At 30.6% G+C, this 18,056-nt stretch carries 15 protein-coding genes; all 15 read left to right on the top strand.

Annotation, left to right across the window (positions count from 1 at the left end):
* Positions 1–6: 6 nt before the first annotated feature.
* The 15 genes from VJ881_05130 to VJ881_05200 all read left to right on the top strand — a co-directional run bounded on the left by VJ881_05130 (position 7) and on the right by VJ881_05200 (position 17,670).
* Entirely contained in the window at positions 7–1,185 is a 1,179-nt protein-coding gene (locus tag VJ881_05130) for a glycine C-acetyltransferase (GenBank protein HKL75432.1), read from the top strand.
* 93 nt (positions 1,186–1,278) lie between these two features.
* The gene (gene ispE, locus VJ881_05135) at positions 1,279–2,148 is read left to right on the top strand and encodes a 4-(cytidine 5'-diphospho)-2-C-methyl-D-erythritol kinase (protein HKL75433.1); all 870 of its coding nucleotides are present in this window, start codon (positions 1,279–1,281) and stop codon (positions 2,146–2,148) included.
* Positions 2,149–2,262: 114 nt separating this feature from the next.
* Positions 2,263–3,594: a type I glutamate--ammonia ligase gene (gene glnA / locus VJ881_05140; GenBank protein ID HKL75434.1), complete on the top strand. Its 1,332-nt coding sequence runs from the start codon at positions 2,263–2,265 to the stop codon at positions 3,592–3,594.
* A 148-nt stretch (positions 3,595–3,742) separates the two neighbouring features.
* Positions 3,743–4,270, top strand: a complete 528-nt coding sequence (locus tag VJ881_05145; GenBank protein HKL75435.1) for an ECF transporter S component — start codon at positions 3,743–3,745, stop codon at positions 4,268–4,270.
* Between the two features lie 29 nt (positions 4,271–4,299).
* Positions 4,300–5,292 (top strand): AIR synthase family protein, encoded by a 993-nt coding sequence (locus VJ881_05150; GenBank protein HKL75436.1) that lies wholly within the window; start codon positions 4,300–4,302, stop codon positions 5,290–5,292.
* A 113-nt stretch (positions 5,293–5,405) separates the two neighbouring features.
* Positions 5,406–5,663 (top strand): SpoVG family protein, encoded by a 258-nt coding sequence (locus tag VJ881_05155; protein HKL75437.1) that lies wholly within the window; start codon positions 5,406–5,408, stop codon positions 5,661–5,663.
* 180 nt (positions 5,664–5,843) lie between these two features.
* Entirely contained in the window at positions 5,844–6,680 is an 837-nt protein-coding gene (locus VJ881_05160) for a hypothetical protein (protein ID HKL75438.1), read from the top strand.
* A 21-nt stretch (positions 6,681–6,701) separates the two neighbouring features.
* Complete coding sequence (gene glmU / locus VJ881_05165) at positions 6,702–8,060, top strand: bifunctional UDP-N-acetylglucosamine diphosphorylase/glucosamine-1-phosphate N-acetyltransferase GlmU (GenBank protein HKL75439.1); 1,359 nt, start codon at positions 6,702–6,704, stop codon at positions 8,058–8,060.
* A gap of 19 nt (positions 8,061–8,079) precedes the next feature.
* Positions 8,080–9,027, top strand: a complete 948-nt coding sequence (locus VJ881_05170) for a ribose-phosphate pyrophosphokinase (protein ID HKL75440.1) — start codon at positions 8,080–8,082, stop codon at positions 9,025–9,027.
* 114 nt (positions 9,028–9,141) lie between these two features.
* Positions 9,142–9,822, top strand: a complete 681-nt coding sequence (locus VJ881_05175) for a 50S ribosomal protein L25 (GenBank protein HKL75441.1) — start codon at positions 9,142–9,144, stop codon at positions 9,820–9,822.
* A 66-nt stretch (positions 9,823–9,888) separates the two neighbouring features.
* Complete coding sequence (pth, locus tag VJ881_05180) at positions 9,889–10,446, top strand: aminoacyl-tRNA hydrolase (GenBank protein ID HKL75442.1); 558 nt, start codon at positions 9,889–9,891, stop codon at positions 10,444–10,446.
* Between the two features lie 72 nt (positions 10,447–10,518).
* Positions 10,519–14,034 carry a transcription-repair coupling factor gene (gene mfd / locus VJ881_05185; GenBank protein HKL75443.1) on the top strand — a complete coding sequence of 1,172 codons (3,516 nt, stop codon included), beginning with the start codon at positions 10,519–10,521 and terminating at the stop codon, positions 14,032–14,034.
* A 50-nt stretch (positions 14,035–14,084) separates the two neighbouring features.
* Complete coding sequence (locus tag VJ881_05190) at positions 14,085–15,716, top strand: polysaccharide biosynthesis protein (GenBank protein HKL75444.1); 1,632 nt, start codon at positions 14,085–14,087, stop codon at positions 15,714–15,716.
* Between the two features lie 2 nt (positions 15,717–15,718).
* The gene (mazG, locus tag VJ881_05195) at positions 15,719–16,513 is read left to right on the top strand and encodes a nucleoside triphosphate pyrophosphohydrolase (protein ID HKL75445.1); all 795 of its coding nucleotides are present in this window, start codon (positions 15,719–15,721) and stop codon (positions 16,511–16,513) included.
* A 2-nt stretch (positions 16,514–16,515) separates the two neighbouring features.
* Positions 16,516–17,670, top strand: a complete 1,155-nt coding sequence (locus VJ881_05200) for a D-alanyl-D-alanine carboxypeptidase family protein (GenBank protein HKL75446.1) — start codon at positions 16,516–16,518, stop codon at positions 17,668–17,670.
* Positions 17,671–18,056 lie beyond the last annotated feature (386 nt).

Consider the following 18,056-nt stretch of genomic DNA (forward strand, 5'->3'; position numbering starts at 1 on the left):
TTAATTATGAATGAAGAATTTGAAAAGGATTTAAAAAAAGAATTAGGTAATTTAAAAGATGAGGGATTATATAATAATATAAGAACTTTAGAAAGTCCTCAGGGAGCCTGGGTTGAAATTAATGGGAAAGAAGTATTAAATTTTAGTTCGAATAATTACTTAGGTCTTGCAAATCATGAAGAGACTGTAGAAGCTGCTAAAAAAGCACTTGATAAATATGGTATTGGTCCTGGAGCAGTTAGAAGTATTGCCGGGACAATGACTTTGCATAATGAGCTTGAAAAAAAATTAGCTGATTTTAAAAAAGTTGAAGCTGCAGTCACCTTTCAATCTGGATTTACTGCTAATCTAGCAGTCATTCCTGCTATTGTGGGCAAAGGTGACACGGTTATTAGTGATGAATTAAACCATGCTAGTATAATTGATGGTATTAGACTCACTGGTGCTGATGTTAAAGTATATGATCATGCTGATATGGAATCACTTGAAAGTGTACTTAAATCTGATTTACAGGGAAGAAAATTAATTGTAACAGATGGGGTATTTAGTATGGATGGTGATATTGCTCCTTTACCTGAAATTGTAGAATTAGCTAAAAAATATAATGCTTTAGTTATGGTTGATGATGCCCATGGTGAAGGTGTATTAGGTACTCATGGTCGTGGGATTGTAGATCATTTTGATCTACATGGTGAAGTAGATGTAGAAATAGGTACTTTTTCAAAAGCAATAGGTACTGTAGGTGGTTGTGCAGCAGGTAGTAAAACATTAATTGAATATTTAAAACAACAGGGAAGACCTTTCCTATTTAGTTCTGCTGTAACTCCTCCAGATGTAGCAGCAACTATTAAGTCTATAGAAATATTAGAAAAAGATGATACTCTTGTCCGCAAATTATGGGATAATGGTGATATTTTTAAAGAAAAAATGAAAGAAGCTGGGTTTGATGTAGGTCATAGTGAAACTCCTATTACTCCAGTAATGATTGGTGAAGCAAAAGATGCCTCTGAAATGAGTTCAAAATTATTTTCTGAAGGTGTATTTGCTCAATCTATTGGTTATCCTACTGTACCTAAAGGTAAAGCTAGAATCAGGGTTATGATTTCTGCTACTCATAGTGAAGATGATTTAGAATTTGCCCTCTCTAAATTTGAAAAAGTAGGAAAAGAAATGGATTTAATATAAGAGTTAACTAATAATAATAGCTAATCCCTGTGGTTAAATTTTAACTACAGGGATTATTTGATTAATAACCTATAAGGTAATGGAGGTAAGGAAATGAATAAAATAAAGTTAGCAGCTCCAGCTAAGATAAATTTATTTTTAAATATCAATTCAATATTAAATGATGGTTATCATGAGTTAGAAATGGTAATGCAATCAATTTCACTTCATGATTTACTTACAATTGAAAAAATAGAAAAAGGTATAAAATTATCTAGTAATAACAATAAAATACCTTTAGATGAAAAAAATTTGGCATATAAAGCTGCAGATTTAATATTAAATAAATATAATATAGCTAAAGGAGTAAAAATAAATATAAAAAAGAATATTCCTGTTGCTGCCGGATTAGCCGGGGGAAGCACTGATGCTGCTGCTGTTTTAAAAGCTATTTCATACTTATATAATTTGAATTTAGAAAAAAAAGAATTATATAATTTGGGAAGTAAAATTGGAGCAGATGTTCCTTTTTGTATTTATGGTGGAACTGCTTTTGCTTATGATAGAGGAGATAAATTAAAACAATTGCCTGATATTTCTAAAACCTGGCTTGTATTAGTTAAACCTCCTGGAGAAATAAGCACTCCTGCTGTCTATAATTTATATGACATGATGAATCCAGATATAGAAATTCCTACCCAAAAATTATTAAATGAATTTAGAGAAAACAAAAAAATTGACTGGTCAGCCCCTTTTGGAAATGTTCTTGAAAAAGTAACAGAAAAAAAGGTTAGTGATATAATAACTATAAAAGAAATTTTATCTAAATTTTCACCAGAGCTTATTTTAATGTCAGGTAGTGGACCAAGTGTTTTCGCTATAGTTAAAAATAAACAGAAAGGTGAAAAAATAGTTGCTAATTGGCCTAGAGAAAAGGATTTTGTAGGATGTTTTCATACTACTAGATATAATACTTTAATTTAATAAAATATACATAAAATTTAGAAAATAATTTGTTTTGACAGCAATTTTGGAGTGTGCTATAATGTGTAATAATATTCATGAAGCATTATAATTATACCAAAAGGAGGGTTATTATTGAGTAAATATAGTAAAAAAGATATTTTAAGAATTGCTGAGGAAAATAATGTGAAGTTTATCAGAATGCAGTTTGTTGATATTACGGGAATAATAAAAAATGTTGCAATTACTATTGAACAACTACCTAAAGCTTTAGATGGGGAAATAATGTTTGATGGTTCTTCTATTGAAGGATTCACAAGAGTTCATGAATCAGATATGTATCTAAAACCTGATTATGATACTTTTGCTCTTTTTCCCTGGGAGACTGATCAGGGTGCAGTGGCAAGATTCATGTGTGATATTTATACTCCAGAAGGTGAACCATTTGAAGGATGTCCAAGAAATATTTTGAAAAATGTAATAGCTGAGGCTAAAGAACTTGATTTAGAAATGCAGGCTGGCCCGGAGCCAGAGTTTTTTTTATTTGAAAGAGATGATGAAGGTGAACCAACTACAATAACTCATGACCAGGGAGGATATTTTGATCTTTCTCCAGTTGATTTAGGTGGCAATGCAAGGAGAGATATTTCTCTTGCACTTGAAAAAATGGGTTTTGAAGTTGAAGCTGCTCATCATGAGGTAGCCCCTGGTCAACATGAAATAGATTTCCGTTATACTCCGGTTTTGAGAACAGCAGATAATATAACAACTTTTAAATTTGTTACAAAAATGATTGCTCTTCAGCATAACTTACATGCTACTTTTATGCCAAAACCTATCTTTGGAGAAGCAGGTTCAGGTATGCATGTTCACCAGTCTTTATTTAAAAATGGCAAAAACATTTTCGCTGATGAAGATGATGAATTAGGTTTAAGTGAAGAAGCTTATTATTATATAGGTGGTATCTTAAAACATGCTCCAGCTTTTACTGCAATTACTAATCCGACTATAAATTCTTATAAAAGAATGGTTCCAGGTTATGAAGCACCTGTTTATATTTCCTGGTCTACTCAAAACAGGAGTGCGTTAGTAAGAGTTCCATCATCTCGTGGAATTGGTACCAGGCTTGAAGTTCGTAGTCCAGATCCTTCTTCTAATCCATATTTGGCTATGGCTGTAATGTTTAAAGCTGGTCTAGATGGAATCAAAAATAAAATAAAACCTGAAGAGCAGGAAACTGAAAATATTTTTGAAATGAGTTCAAAAAAGCTTTCGAAAAAAGGAATAGACACTCTGCCTAGAAATATTATGGAAGCAATAGATGAACTTAAAAAAGATGAGGTTATTAGAGGAGTTTTAGGAGAACATGCATTTCAACATTTTGTAGAAGCTAAAAAAATTGAATGGGAAGAATATAGAACAAGAGTCCATCAATGGGAATTAGATCGTTATTTAAATAATTATTAATTTATCCTCTTGACTTTTTATGATACAATACGATATTATATAACTAACAAGTAATACAATTTTAGCAAAAAGCAATACAATAAACAAAAAGCAATACAATTTAGGATAGTGTATTATTTGATTAAAAAGTCATAAGGAGAGGTCTAATATGTCACGAAAAAACATTAAAAAAATTTTTGAAGATTTCAATTTAAAAGAGGCAGGTGCTCGGATTATTGCTTACCTGGCTCTTTTTATTGCTTTTACAGCTGTAGGTACTTATTTTCATATACCAGGACCCAGCTCTTCCTATTTTAATTTAGGTGAAGTTTCAATTTACATTATTGCTTTAGTTTTTGGTGCAAAAGCAGGAGGGATTGCAGGAGCATTAGGTTCATCTTTAGTAGATGTTATGCTTGGATATTCGATATGGGCTCCTTTTACTTTTGTAATTAAAGGTCTTGAAGGCTATGTAGTCGGTAAGATAAGTAAAGAAGGAAGTTGGATTCGTAATATTTTAGCCATAATCGCTGGTGGAAATATCATGGTAATAGGTTATGCAATTACAAAAGGATTTTTAATAAGTTGGGCAGCTGTATTACCTGAGATAGGTATTGATTATGCTCAAATGCTTATTGGCGGGGTAGTTGCTTTACCTATTGCACACAAAATTAATGCTTATCTAAGAAATTCATGATTTTTTCTAATTTAAGGAGAGGTTAAGAAATGAAGGCAGGAAAAATTGGAGTAAAAAAACTTTCGAATACTATTTTAAATCAAATTACTCATCATAGAAAAGATGTTCTATTAGGAGCTCAAATTGGAGAGGATAGTGCTGTAGTTGATTTTGGAGAAAATTCTTTAGTAATTTCCTCTGATCCCATTACAGGAGCAGCCCAAAATGCTGGATACCTGGCAGTAAATGTTGCCTGTAATGATCTGGCAAGTACAGGAGCTACTCCTATTGGAGTTGAAGTAGTATTATTACTTCCAACTGGTACTACAGAAGAAAAAACTATAAAAATAATGAAAGAAATTGATTCATCTGCTCAGGAAATAGATGTAGAGGTTTTAGGGGGGCATACTGAGGTCCTTGATTTAGTTACTGAACCTATAATTGTGGTAACAGCTATAGGAAAAGTTAAAAAAGGGAGACATATCCCTACTTCTAAGGCAAAAGCTGGTGATGATATTATATTAACCAAAGGAGCAGGTATCGAAGGTACATACATATTAGCTAATGATTTTGAAAATAAATTGATTAAAAAAAATATTAATAAAGAAATCCTTGATTCTGCAAAAAAATTCAAAAATAAAATTAGTGTTATAACAGAGGGTGAAATAGCTGCTGAACTTATGGCTAATGCACTTCATGACATAACAGAAGGTGGATTATACGGGGGAGTAAAAGAAATGGCATTAGCTTCGAATCTAGGATATAAAATATACAAAGATAAGGTTATTGTTAATAAAGAAACTGCAGAAATAACTAAACTTTTAGAGTTAGATCCTTTAGGTTTGATATCTTCTGGTAGTATGTTGATAGCAGCTTCAAATGGAGAAGAAATACTTCGTAAACTTAATGAGAAAGGTATTAAAGGTTCTATAATTGGTAAATTTACAGCAGATAAAAATTATATTTTATATAAAAAGGGTAAAAAAGTTAATATAGAAAAAGAAAGAAAAGATGAGTTATGGAGATTTCTGGAAAAAAATTAAAATAATACTTGTAATTTATTCCAATTAAGGATATAATATACTTACGGAAAGTAAAATATTGTAAAATAAAAAAATATTTTACTCTCTGAAAATATATCAGGAAGGTGAATAAGATGCAAATTACTGATGTGAGGGTGTATTTATCCAGTCGTAATGGGCCGACAAAAGCTTATGTTAACCTAACTTTGGATGAAGTCTTTGTGATTAGGGGTATCAAGGTGGTTGAAGGGAAAAATGGAACTTTTGTTTCCATGCCCTCGCGGAGATTACGTGATGGGGATTTTCAAGATATTTGTTTTCCAATAACTGCAGAACTAAGAGAAGAAATTAAAACTGAAGTAATTGATTGTTATGAAAAAGAAATAGCTTAAAACAAAAATCCTATAACATTTAAAACAGCGGTAATTTACCGCTGTTTTCTATTTCAATAGTCTTGACAAATTAAGAATTGTCTGTTATACTTCATACGATTAAAGTTGTTTTCAAATAGTGTAAAATTAATTATAATTTATTATATACATAATAATTTCAAATTAAGGGGCTTTTATATAATGGGACCATATGTAATGGCAGAAGATATTTATAAATTCAAATTAGCTTTAGTATTAGGTAGAGGTAAAAGACTGAAAAAGGTTTTAAAAGAATATCCAACTGAAAAAAAATTCAAAAAAGCCTCTCAAGAAGAAATAGCATCTCTTATAGGAATTAAAAATTTAAAATCTAAAACTATGATAAGGCTTAATAGTCTTGATTCTACTTATGACAAAATGGTTACTTTTAAAACAGAATCATATTGGAGTAAAAATCCTGATGCTACTAGAATTATGGGAATAGATACTGAATATTTGAAAAGTGATCTTGATTGTATACAATATGTGATTGTAGAAAATTTAAAACCTATAACCTCTGGATTTATTTTTACAAATTCAGATCTAGCTCCATCTGTTAGTATTAAAGATGGAATTGATAAACTAAGATCTGTTATTAGTGAATATAATCCTGATATTTTTGTAGGTCATAATTTCAATTCTGATATTTCAATAATGGAAAAAGCTTATGGATTTACCCTGCCTGAATTATATTTTTATGATGATACTATGGATTTAATGGATAAGAGTAATTTAGCTAATATAATAGGTGGTTTTAGCTTAGATAAAGTTATTAAAAAGGTTTTTTCAGAGGAGAGTGTTGGACTTTTTACTGCATATAATGATTTAAGTTTGCTTATTGAATATGGGATAAAAGATGCTCTTTATCCCATATTTTTGCGTTATTATTTAATGAATGGTGAATTACCCGAAATAAATTTTGAAGTGGAATTAGAAAATCTGTTAAAAGAAGAAAATAGAAGTTTATTAGAGAAAAATAGTTTTTCATTTTCTTTTTAATCTATGTCAAGGAGGGTGAATATGGAAGATCTTTTAACAATTATTCTTGCTGCTGGAAAAGGTACCAGAATGAAATCTGATAAAACAAAGGTTTTGCACCAAATTGCTGGCAAAGAAATGGTTAAACATGTAATTGAGACTGTTGAGGATTTGAATTCTAAAATAGTATCAGTTATTGGTTATCAATCTGAAAAAGTTAAAGATAATCTTAATGATTATAATCTTGATTTTGTAAAACAGGAAAAGCAACTAGGAACAGCTCATGCAGTTATGCAGGCCAAAAAAGAGATAAAAAAACATGAAGGACCGGTAATAGTTTTATATGGTGATATTCCTTTACTTAAAAGCTCTACTCTAAAAAAAATGATTAAAAAGCATAAAACAGATAAAGCAGCTTTATCTGTTTTAACTGCAGAATTAGATGACCCTACAGATTATGGAAGAATAGTAAAAGATAAAAATAATGAAATAGTAAAAATAGTTGAAGAGGATGATGCCACTAATATAGAAAAAGAAATAAAAGAAATTAATAGTGGAGTATATTGTTTTGATAGTGATTTATTAGTCGAATCACTTGAAAATATTGATTGTGATAATGCTCAAAATGAGTATTATTTAACAGATGCAGTAGATTATATAAAAAATAAAGGTTATAAAGTAATTCCTGTAATGATTGAGGATAATGAAGAAATTATAGGTGTAAATGATAGGAAGGGACTGGCTGAAGCAGAAAAAGTGTTAAGAAGTAGGATTAATGAAGAATTAATGGAAAATGGAGTAACGATTATTGATCCAGCTACAACTTATATTGATAAAGAAGTCGAAATAGCAAAAGATACGATTATTTATCCCTTTACATATATTGAAGAAAATACTGTTATAGGTAAAAATTCTACTATTGGCCCTAATAATAGGCTTGTTGATGCAAAAATAGGTAGTAATGTTGAGTTAAAAGCTAATTGTCAGATCTGGAAAAGTGTAATTGGTGATCATTGTATTGTTGGTCCATTTGCTTATATACGCCCAGGTTGCAAAATAGCTGATCAGGTTAAGGTAGGTGATTTTGTTGAATTGAAGAAAGCACAGGTAGGGGAAAAAACTAAAATTCCTCATTTAAGCTATGTTGGTGATGCTAAAATTGGAGAAAAAACCAATATTGGTGCAGGGACAATTTTTGCAAATTATGATGGTAAAAACAAGCATAAAACAGAAATTGGAGATTCTGTTTTTATAGGCAGCAATTCCACTTTAGTGGCTCCTATAAAAGTTAATAATAGAGGAATGACAGGTGCAGGCTCTGTAGTAACAAAAGATGTAGATGAAGATGCAGTAGTTTTGGGAGTTCCGGCCCGAGTTCATTCTAAAAAAATAAATAATTGAACTATTAAGGAGGATATAAATGTCAGCTTATACTGATAGATTAAAAATCTTTACAGGTAATTCTCACCCTCAACTGGCAAAAGATATTTGTGACTATTTAGGTACTGAATTAGTAAGTGCAAAAATAGGTCGATTTGAAGATGGAGAAATAAGTGTTAGAATTGATGAAACAGTAAGAGGAGCAGATGTGTTTGTAATCCAGCCCACAATGCCTCCAGTTAATGAAAATATTATGGAATTATTGGTTATGATTGATGCTTTAAGAAGAGCTTCAGCTCGCAGAATTTCAGCTGTGGTACCTTATTATGGTTATGCTCGTCAGGATAGAAAAGCTGAACCAAGGGCACCAATTACAGCTAAACTTGTCGCCAATTTACTTGCAACTTCAGGAGCAGATCGTGTTGTCTCAATTGATTTACACGCTCCTCAAATTCAGGGATTTTTTGATATTCCAGTAGATCACCTTTATGCTGCACCATTAATGATTGATTATTTCAGAAAAAAAGAAATAGAAAATATGACAGCAGTATCACCTGATGTAGGAGCAGTAAAAAGGGTTAGAAGTATTGCTCAGGCTCTTGATATACCAATGGCAATAATTGATAAAAGGAGACCCAAACCTAATGTTGCAGAAGTAATGAATATTATTGGTGATGTAGAAGGAAGGAATGTTATATTATTTGATGATATAATAGATACAGCCGGTACAATGTCTGAAGCAGCTAGAGTGTTAAAGAAAAAAGGAGCAGCAAATGTTTATGCTTCAGCTACTCATGCTCTTTTTTCTGGACCTGCTGTAGAAAGATTAAAAAATGCTCCCTTCAAAGAAATTGTAGTTACTAATACAATAAAGACTAAAGGAGAAAAAGAATTAGATAATTTAAAAACATTATCTGTTGCTTCTTTGTTAGGAGAAGCTATTGATAGAATTTATAAAGATTTATCTGTAAGTGTTTTATTTGACTAATAAAGTTAATGAGAATGGAGTTGCATTCTGTTAACTAATGATGTTATAATAAAAATTAGGTGTCAGCCGTTTGAAATTAAAAATTTAAAATTAAGATATAAGGAGAGGATAATGATGGAAAGGTATGAAATAACTGTTGAAGCAAGGGAGGAAACTGGTAAGGGAACAGCCCGCAAACTCAGAAGAGAGGGCAAGGTTCCAGGGGTTATATACGGAAAGAATAAAGACCCTAAACCACTTGTGATTGATCCCCTTGATGTTAATAAGCGTTTATTGGGTAATGCTATTTTTGATGTTACTATTATTGATGGTGATCAAAAGGAAGATGAATTAGCAATAATTAAAGATTATCAAAAAGATGTTATAAAAGATGATCTTTTACATGTAGATTTCCAACTTATTTCCATGGATGAAAAAATTGCAGTTACTGTTCCAATTAAAATTGAAGGTAGTGCTCCAGGAGTTCAAGAAGGTGGAGTTTTACAGAAATTAATGCGTCAGGTAGAAATAGAGTCTTTCCCAGGAGATATTCCTGATGAAGTAGTAGTTAATATTGATGAATTAACAATGGGTGATTCTTTACAGGTAGGAGACTTAGAAGTAGCGGATAGTATTGATATTTTAAGTCCTGCAGGTAATGTTATTGTTACTGTTGTTCCACCTAGTGAAGAAATTACTGAAGAAGTTGAAGAAGAACTTGAAGAAGAATTCATTGAACCAGAAGTTATTGGTGAAGCTGAAGAAGAGGAAGAAGAACTCGAAGAAGGCGAAGAAGAATACGAACCAGAAGAGTAATAATATACTAAAGCGTAATCCAATTAGTGGATTACGCTTTAAATATTATCCCCAGGAGGAATTCAGATGAAACTTATTATAGGTTTGGGAAATCCAGGGGAAAAATATGCCAAAACAAGACATAATATAGGTTTTAGAGCCATTTCAAAATTGGCTAAAGAATTTTCTATTAAAGCTGATCAGTTAAAATGCCATTCATTAGTAGGTGAAGGTTTTTATAATAATGAAAAAATAATTTTAGCTCAACCATTAACCTATATGAATAAGAGTGGTAAAGCTGTAAAATCTCTTTTAAATGAATATGATCTAAAATTAGAGGACATTATAATAATCTATGATGATCTTGATCTGGATATAGGTGAGATTAGGATTAAAAGAAAAGGGAGCAGTGGAGGACATAATGGACTAAAATCTATAATTAATAATCTTAAAAGCAAAGATTTTATAAGAATAAGGATTGGCATAGGAAGACCTCCAACTGGATTTGATATTGCAAAGTATGTTCTTGATTATTTTAATGATGAAGAAGAAATGGTTATACAGGAAACTTTAGTTGAGATTGTAGAAGCTGTAAAAGTTATAAAAAATGATTCAGTGGAAAAAGCTATGAATAATCATAATTAAGTTTAGGCCCGTGCTTTTTATGTAGGGGCTATTTTGTCATTTAATTTATTTTTAGGTAGGGAGATTTTTATAATGAATTTTAATAATATATTATTGTCATTAGATAAAACTAAAAATTTAATAAAAGATTATTCTTCTGGTAAGGATGCAACAATTTATGGAATGAATAATTCAAGATTTCCTTTTTTAGTAGGAAATATATTTTCAGAAACAAAAAAAGACATTATTATTATCACAAATGATACTGGAAGAGCAAATGATATATATGAAGATTTAATTAGGTTACTGCCAGAAGAAAAATTGACTGTATTCCCTCAAATAGAGGTTTTGCCACATGAACAAATTATGACAGATTATTCTGTGACAATTGAGAGATTACAGGTTCTGAAAAAAATAGTTTTCGATAATGAAAGTAATGTATTTATTCTTCCGGTAGGGGCAATTATACGTAAATTGATACCGTATGAAATTTTTAAAAAATATTCTGTTAATCTAGAAGTTGGAAAAGAAATTGATAGAGAAAATTTTATTGAACGACTTTCTATTTTAGGTTATGAAAGAGTTGATATGATTGAAGATCCACGTCAATTTAGTGTTAGAGGTGGAATAATTGATATTTTTTCTTTAACAAATAATAAGCCATACCGTATAGAATTTTTTGGGGAGGAAATTGACTCTATAAGAGAGTTTAGCCTTGAATCACAAAGGTCTATAAAAGAATATAATAAGATTATAATACCCCCAGCTAGAGAAAATTTTATTTTACCTGATTCAATAAAAGCTAAAATACCTATTATAAAGAAAGATATAAATGAAACAGTAAAAAATTTAAATAATATGGATAAAAAAGAAGAAGCAAATCATTTAAAAGAAAAAGGGGAAGAAGTTTTAGAAAAATTAGAAGAACTTAATTATTTTCCTGGTTATGAGCAATTTTTGCCTTATTTTTATAATAAACTGGATTCTTTTTTGGATTATTTGCCAAAAGAACATGGAATATTTATAGATAATCCAGAACGTGTCTGGGAAAGATTGAAAAATCAATGTAGAGAAATTGAAGAAACTCAGGCTACTCTTTTAGAACAGGGTAGTATTTTACCTTCTTATTTTAAAAACTTTCATAATAGTGAAGGTATAAGAGAAAAAATTACTGAAAATAATACTCTGTATTTTTCACCAGAATTTGGCTCTAATCCTTTTGAAGATAACATAAAAGAATATAGATTTAAAACAAGAGGGGTAGAACCCTATCATAGTCAACTGGATATGTTTGCAGAAAGACTAAAAGAACTAGGAAAAGAAGGTTATAAAGTAGCTGTAACTCTTAATTCAACTAAAAAAGCTGAAAAGATATATGAATTTTTAAAAGATAAAGAGTTAGCTGTTTTTCATTCAGAAGAACAGGAAATAAGAGATAATGCTATCTCTGTTTTTTCAGGTAGTTTTTCAGAAGGATTTATTATTAAAGAAGCAAATTTTGCTCTTTATACTGAAAAAGAGGTGATGGGTAAACCTCAAAAAAAGAAGAGGAAATTAGCTGATTTAGAAGATGGAGTGGAGATTTCTTCAATTAATGAATTAACTCCAGGAGATTATGTAGTTCATGAAAATCATGGTATTGGTAAATATCTTGGAGTAAATACCTTAGAAATCCAAAATCAACATCAAGATTATTTAGTTATTGAATATGCTGATGAAGATAAATTATATGTTCCTACTGAAAAAGTAAATCTTGTACAAAAATATATTGGGGCAGATCATAAAAGACCTAAACTCTATAAATTAGGGGGCAATGAATGGCAAAAAGTAAAACAGAAGGTTAAAAATTCTGTGAAAGAAATGGCTATAGGACTCTTAGAATTATATGCTGAGAGAGAAACTGTTGAGGGTTATTCTTTTTCTGAAGATACTGTTTGGCAAAAAGAATTTGAAGATGATTTTTCTTATGAAGAAACTCCTGATCAAATGGATGCAATAGAAGATGTTAAAGAAGATATGGAAAACACTACTCCCATGGATCGTCTTCTTTGTGGTGATGTAGGATATGGTAAAACTGAAGTTGCCATTAGGGCAGCTTTCAAAGCTGCTATGGATGGCAAACAGACTGCGGTTTTAGTGCCCACTACAATTTTGGCTCAACAACATTTTACAACATTTAGCGAGAGAATAGGTGAATTTCCAATAAATATTGATATGGTAAGTCGATTTAAGACTGCTGCTGAACAAAAGAAAACTTTGAAAAAAGTAAGAAGAGGAGAAATAGATATAATAATTGGTACTCATCGACTTCTTTCTGAAGATGTTAAATTTAATGAATTAGGGTTATTAGTAGTAGATGAAGAACAGCGTTTTGGAGTATCTCACAAAGAAACTATCAAAGATATCAAAAAAAATGTTGATGTATTAACTTTAACTGCTACTCCTATTCCAAGAACTCTGCATATGGCTCTGGTCGGGGTGAGGGATATGAGTGTTATTGAAACTCCTCCTGAAAACAGATATCCAATAAGAACTTATATACGCGAGTTTAACAAACAATTAATTAAAGAAACAATAAGAAGAGAGATTGGTAGAGGTGGTCAGGTTTATTTTGTTCATAATCGAGTAGCAGATATTAATAAAAAAGCAAATATGATTAGAAAATTACTACCTGATGCTCGAGTAGCTGTTGCACATGGACAGATGAATGAAAATAAACTAGAAAAATTAATGGTTGATTTTTACAATCAGAAATTTGATGTATTAGTATGTACGACTATTATTGAAACCGGTCTTGATATTCCTAATGTAAATACTATAATTATTAATAGAGCAGAAAATATGGGTTTAGCTCAACTTTACCAGTTAAGAGGAAGAGTTGGTAGATCAAATAGAATTGCTTATGCTTATTTGTTATATGAAAAGGATAAAGTTTTATCTGAAGTTGCAGAAAAAAGACTAAGAGCAATTCAAGAATTTACAAATCTAGGTTCAGGTTTCAAAATTGCTATGAGAGATTTAGAAATTAGAGGTGCCGGTAATTTATTAGGAGCTGAACAGCACGGTCATATTGCTTCTATTGGGTTTTCACTTTATTGTAAATTATTAGAAAATGCAGTTGAAGAATTAAAAGGAGAAAAAGAAGAAAGTAAAAAGGAAGTTGAAATCAATTTAAATGAAGATGCATATATTCCAGATGATTATATATCTGATTCCAAACAAAAAATAGATATATACAAAAAGATTATGAAGGCAGATAGTGAAGAAAGTATAATAGATATTATTGATGAATTAATAGATAGATTTGGTGAACCACCTGAAGTAGTTATGAATCTTATAGAAATCAGTAGAATAAAAATTACTGCCCGAAAGTTGAATATAGAAAAGATAGAAAAGAAAGATAATACTTTAATCAACTGTTATTTTGAAAACCAGGATACCCTTAGTGGCGAAGCCGTTATGGAAATTGTAAAAAAATATTCTAAAAGATTGAAGATAAGGTCAGCTTCTCAACCTGTAATTGGGATAAAACTAAAAATGGATGATGATAGAATTAAATTGTTAAAAAATATATTGGAAGATCTAAAAGATTTATTATATAATGAATAAAATAGAACTGTTAGTATAAAATGTTTAGTTTTTAAGGAAGGATGTCTTGTATGGAGGTACAACAGGAAGGTAGTAATTTTATAAAAGGAGCAGCTATTCTTAGTGCTGCTGGTTTAGCTTCAAAATTTATAGGTCTTGGTTACAGAATAATTTTACCCAGACTTATTGGAGCAGAGGGGATAGGATTATATGAAATGGCTTATCCCATTTACACTACCTTATTAGTTGTTTCTCGCTCGGGGATTCCAGTTTCTCTGGCCAAGCTTATTTCAGATCGACTTGCTAGAGGAATGAGGAAAAGTGCATTTAAAATATTTAGAGTTGGAAGAAGTATGAGTATTGTAGTTGGATTGTTTTTTTCAATTTTAATGGTCATTTTAGCTCATCCTATTTCAAGAATGTTAAATGAAAAAGCTTATTATCCAATAGTAGCTATAGCTCCAGCCATCTTTTTTGTTTCTATAATGGCTAATTATCGTGGTTTTTTTCAGGGTTTTCAAACAATGGTACCTACAGCAGTTTCTCAAGTTATTGAGCAGTTGACTAGAATGTTAACTATGATTTTTTTAGTTTTATTTTTAGTTAGAAATGGTTATTCAATTGGAGTAACAGCTGCTGGTGCAACTTTTGGAGCTGTGACCGGATCAATAATTGGACTTATAGTACTTTTATATATATACCATAAAAAAGAACAAAAGCTATGGAATACAATAGAAAGAGATAAAATTGAGAATATAGAATATGTACAAATAGGCAAAAAAATAGTTAATTTAGCTTTACCCATAACTTTAGGAGCACTTGTTTTACCGGTAATGAAATTGGTTGATGCTCTGATTGTACCTAATAGACTACAAGTTGCAGGTTTTAGCGAAAGTGTTTCTACAGAATTATTTGGACATCTTTCAGGGATGGCAATTGTTTTAGTGAACTTTCCAACTATAATTACTATTTCTCTTGCTGCAAGTCTGGTTCCGGCTATCTCAGATGCTTATGCCAGAAAAAGAGATGACCTCATAAGCAGGAAAACACAGACTGCTCTGAGATTAACAATTCTTGTAGGTTTGCCTTCTGCAGTAGGATTGTTTTTGTTAGCTACTCCTTTAACTGATGTTTTTTTTGATGCACCTGCTGCTGCAGTTCCTTTGAGAATAGTAGCCTGGAGTGTTATTTTTATAACTTTGCAACAGACTTTATCGGCTATTTTACAGGGAATAGGAAAAACTGGGATTCCTGCTCGTAATCTTTTTATAGGTGGAATTGTAAATGCTATCTTAAACTATACTTTAACAGCTAATTCGGCTTTAGGAATTAGAGGAGCAGCTTTTGGTACAGCAGCTGGATTTGTAGTTGCAGCAATTTTAAATTTATTTTCGGTAAAAAAATATACAGATTTCAATTTTAAATTTAAGACTCTAATTTATAAACCTTTTTTAGCAGTATTAGGAATGGCTCTTTTTGTTAAATTTGGATTTTCAAGAGTTTTAAGATTCATTTCTTTTGTACCCCAAAGTTTTGAATATGCAGTAGGTACATTTTCTACAGTTTTTTTGGCAGCTATAATCTATTTCTTTTTATTATTGTTATTAAAAGAAATTAGCTATAATGATATTATCCTGGTTCCGTTTATTGGTAAAAAAATTGGAGACTTTTTGCTTAAATTAGGTTTAGTAGGTGATAAATAATAATGGATTATAATCTATTGAGTGAAGAAATAACAAGACTTGTAAAGATTATGGAGAGATTAAGAGGAGAAAATGGGTGTCCCTGGGATAGGAAACAAAATTATTATTCATTAAAAGGTTATATTTTAGAAGAAGCTTATGAAGTAGTTGAAGCTCTGGAAAATGAAGATATAGGACATTTAAAAGAAGAATTAGGAGATTTACTTCTTCAGGTGATATTTGAATCCCAAATTGCAAAAGAAAATAAAGATTTTGATTTAATAGAAGTGATTAAGAATATAAATAAAAAATTAATAAAAAGACATCCTCATGTTTTTGAAGATTTAAAATTGAAAAGTGCAGAAGAAGTAAAAGAAACTTGGGATAAAATAAAAGAGGACGAAAAAGGAAACACTATAAAAGGAATAGATGATTATGACAAAGGTCAACCTTCTTTAAATCAAGCTTATGAAATTCAGGAAAATGCTAAGGAAGTTGGTTTTGATTGGGATGAATCTATCAGTATTATTGAAAAATTAGAGGAAGAATTATCTGAAATTAAAGAAGCAATTAAAAATAATGAAAAAGAAGAAATAAAAAATGAAATAGGAGACATAATTTTTAGTGCAGTTAATTTGAGCAGATTTTATAATATCAACCCAGAACTTGCAGTTTTTTCAACAATTATAAAATTTAAAAAAAGATTTAAATTCATGGAAAAAGAGGCCGAAAAAAATAACATAATTTTTTCTGAGTTATCTTTAGAAGAAATGGAAAAATACTGGAAGAAAGCAAAATTAGAATTCAAGGAGGAATAAACTTGAAAAGAATAATTAGTTTAATAGTGATAGTAATTTCATTAATAACCTTAACAAATTATAATATTGTGAAAGCCAATGATTTTGATGTAAGTGTAGATTCGGCTATTCTTTTGGAAGCAGAAACTGGAGAGGTAATTTTTGAAAAAAATGCAGATAAAAAAGTTCCGCCAGCGAGCATTACAAAAATAATGACTCTTTTACTGTCAATGGAAGCTATAGAAGAAGGGAAGTTAAATCTTGATGATAAGATTGAGGTGAGTAGAAAAGCTGAATCCATGGGCGGTTCTCAAATATTTTTACCTGCTGGAGTTGAATTAAAGCTTGAGAAATTACTGGAAGCAGTATCAATGGCTTCGGCTAATGATGCCAGTGTAGCTGTTGCTGAAGCAGTAGGTGGAAGTTATAATAATTTTATTGCCATGATGAACGAAAGAGCTAATGAATTAGGAATGAAAAATACAAATTTTGTTAATTCTACTGGGTTACCTGCAGAAAATCATTATAGTACAGCTCGAGATATATCAATAATGGCTAGAGAATTAATAAAACATGAAAAAGTTTTAGAATGGACTTCTACCTGGTTAGATTATATAGAACTTCCAGAAAGAAAAGCTATGGTGGTTAATACAAATGAATTAATAAAAAAATATGATGGTCTTGATGGTTTAAAAACCGGCCATACTCAGGAAGCAGGATTTTGTCTTGCTGGTACAGCAGAAAATAATAATATGAGGTTAATTTCTGTAGTTCTTAATGGTGACACTTTAAAAGAAAGAGAAGAGGCCACTACTGAGTTAATGGATTATGGTTTTAATACTTTTAGAAAAACAACAGTAGTTGAAAAAGATAAAAAAATAAATAATATTGTTGTGTCTAATGGTAAAAAAACAGTAACGACAGGTACAACAGAAAATGAATATAAAACATTAGTAAGGGTTGGACAGAGTGATAATATAGAAACTAAAGTTAATTTAAATAAAGAGATTAAAGCCCCGATCACTAAAGGTGATGTATTAGGCCAAATAACTATTTTAAAAAATGAGGAGAAAGCTGGAACAGTCAATATTATAGCTGAAGAAAAAATCAAAAAAGCAAATATATTAGTTAGAATGTGGAGATCTTTTGGTAATTGGTTAAATGGATTATTCAGTTAAGATAAGAGCGGATTTATTTCCGCTTTTATTTTTTTTCTTTAAACTCTTGACAAAAGGTCAGACAAATGATACAGTATGAAATGTCGCTGAAAAAGAAGGGCGACAAAAAAAGATAAATTTTTCAAAAGAGCCCTTGACAGAGGCAGATAAAAATGATACAGTATAAACTGTCGCGTTAAGGAGCAGCCCTTAAAAGCCGGTAAAAAAGAGGCTAAATATAAGGGAAAATAACCTTGACAAAACAAAGATTAGATGATATGATGATTAATGCGTCAAATTATGAAGCGCCGTTTTTTACGCGCTTTTTTAAAACAAGAGAACCTTGAAAAGTGAACAGCAAGCCAACGTTAATTTCAATTAATGATTAAGAGCCAAAAGCTCAAACT

This window comes from Halanaerobiales bacterium (assembly GCA_035270125.1).
Classification (GTDB): Bacteria; Bacillota; Halanaerobiia; order Halanaerobiales; family DATFIM01; genus DATFIM01.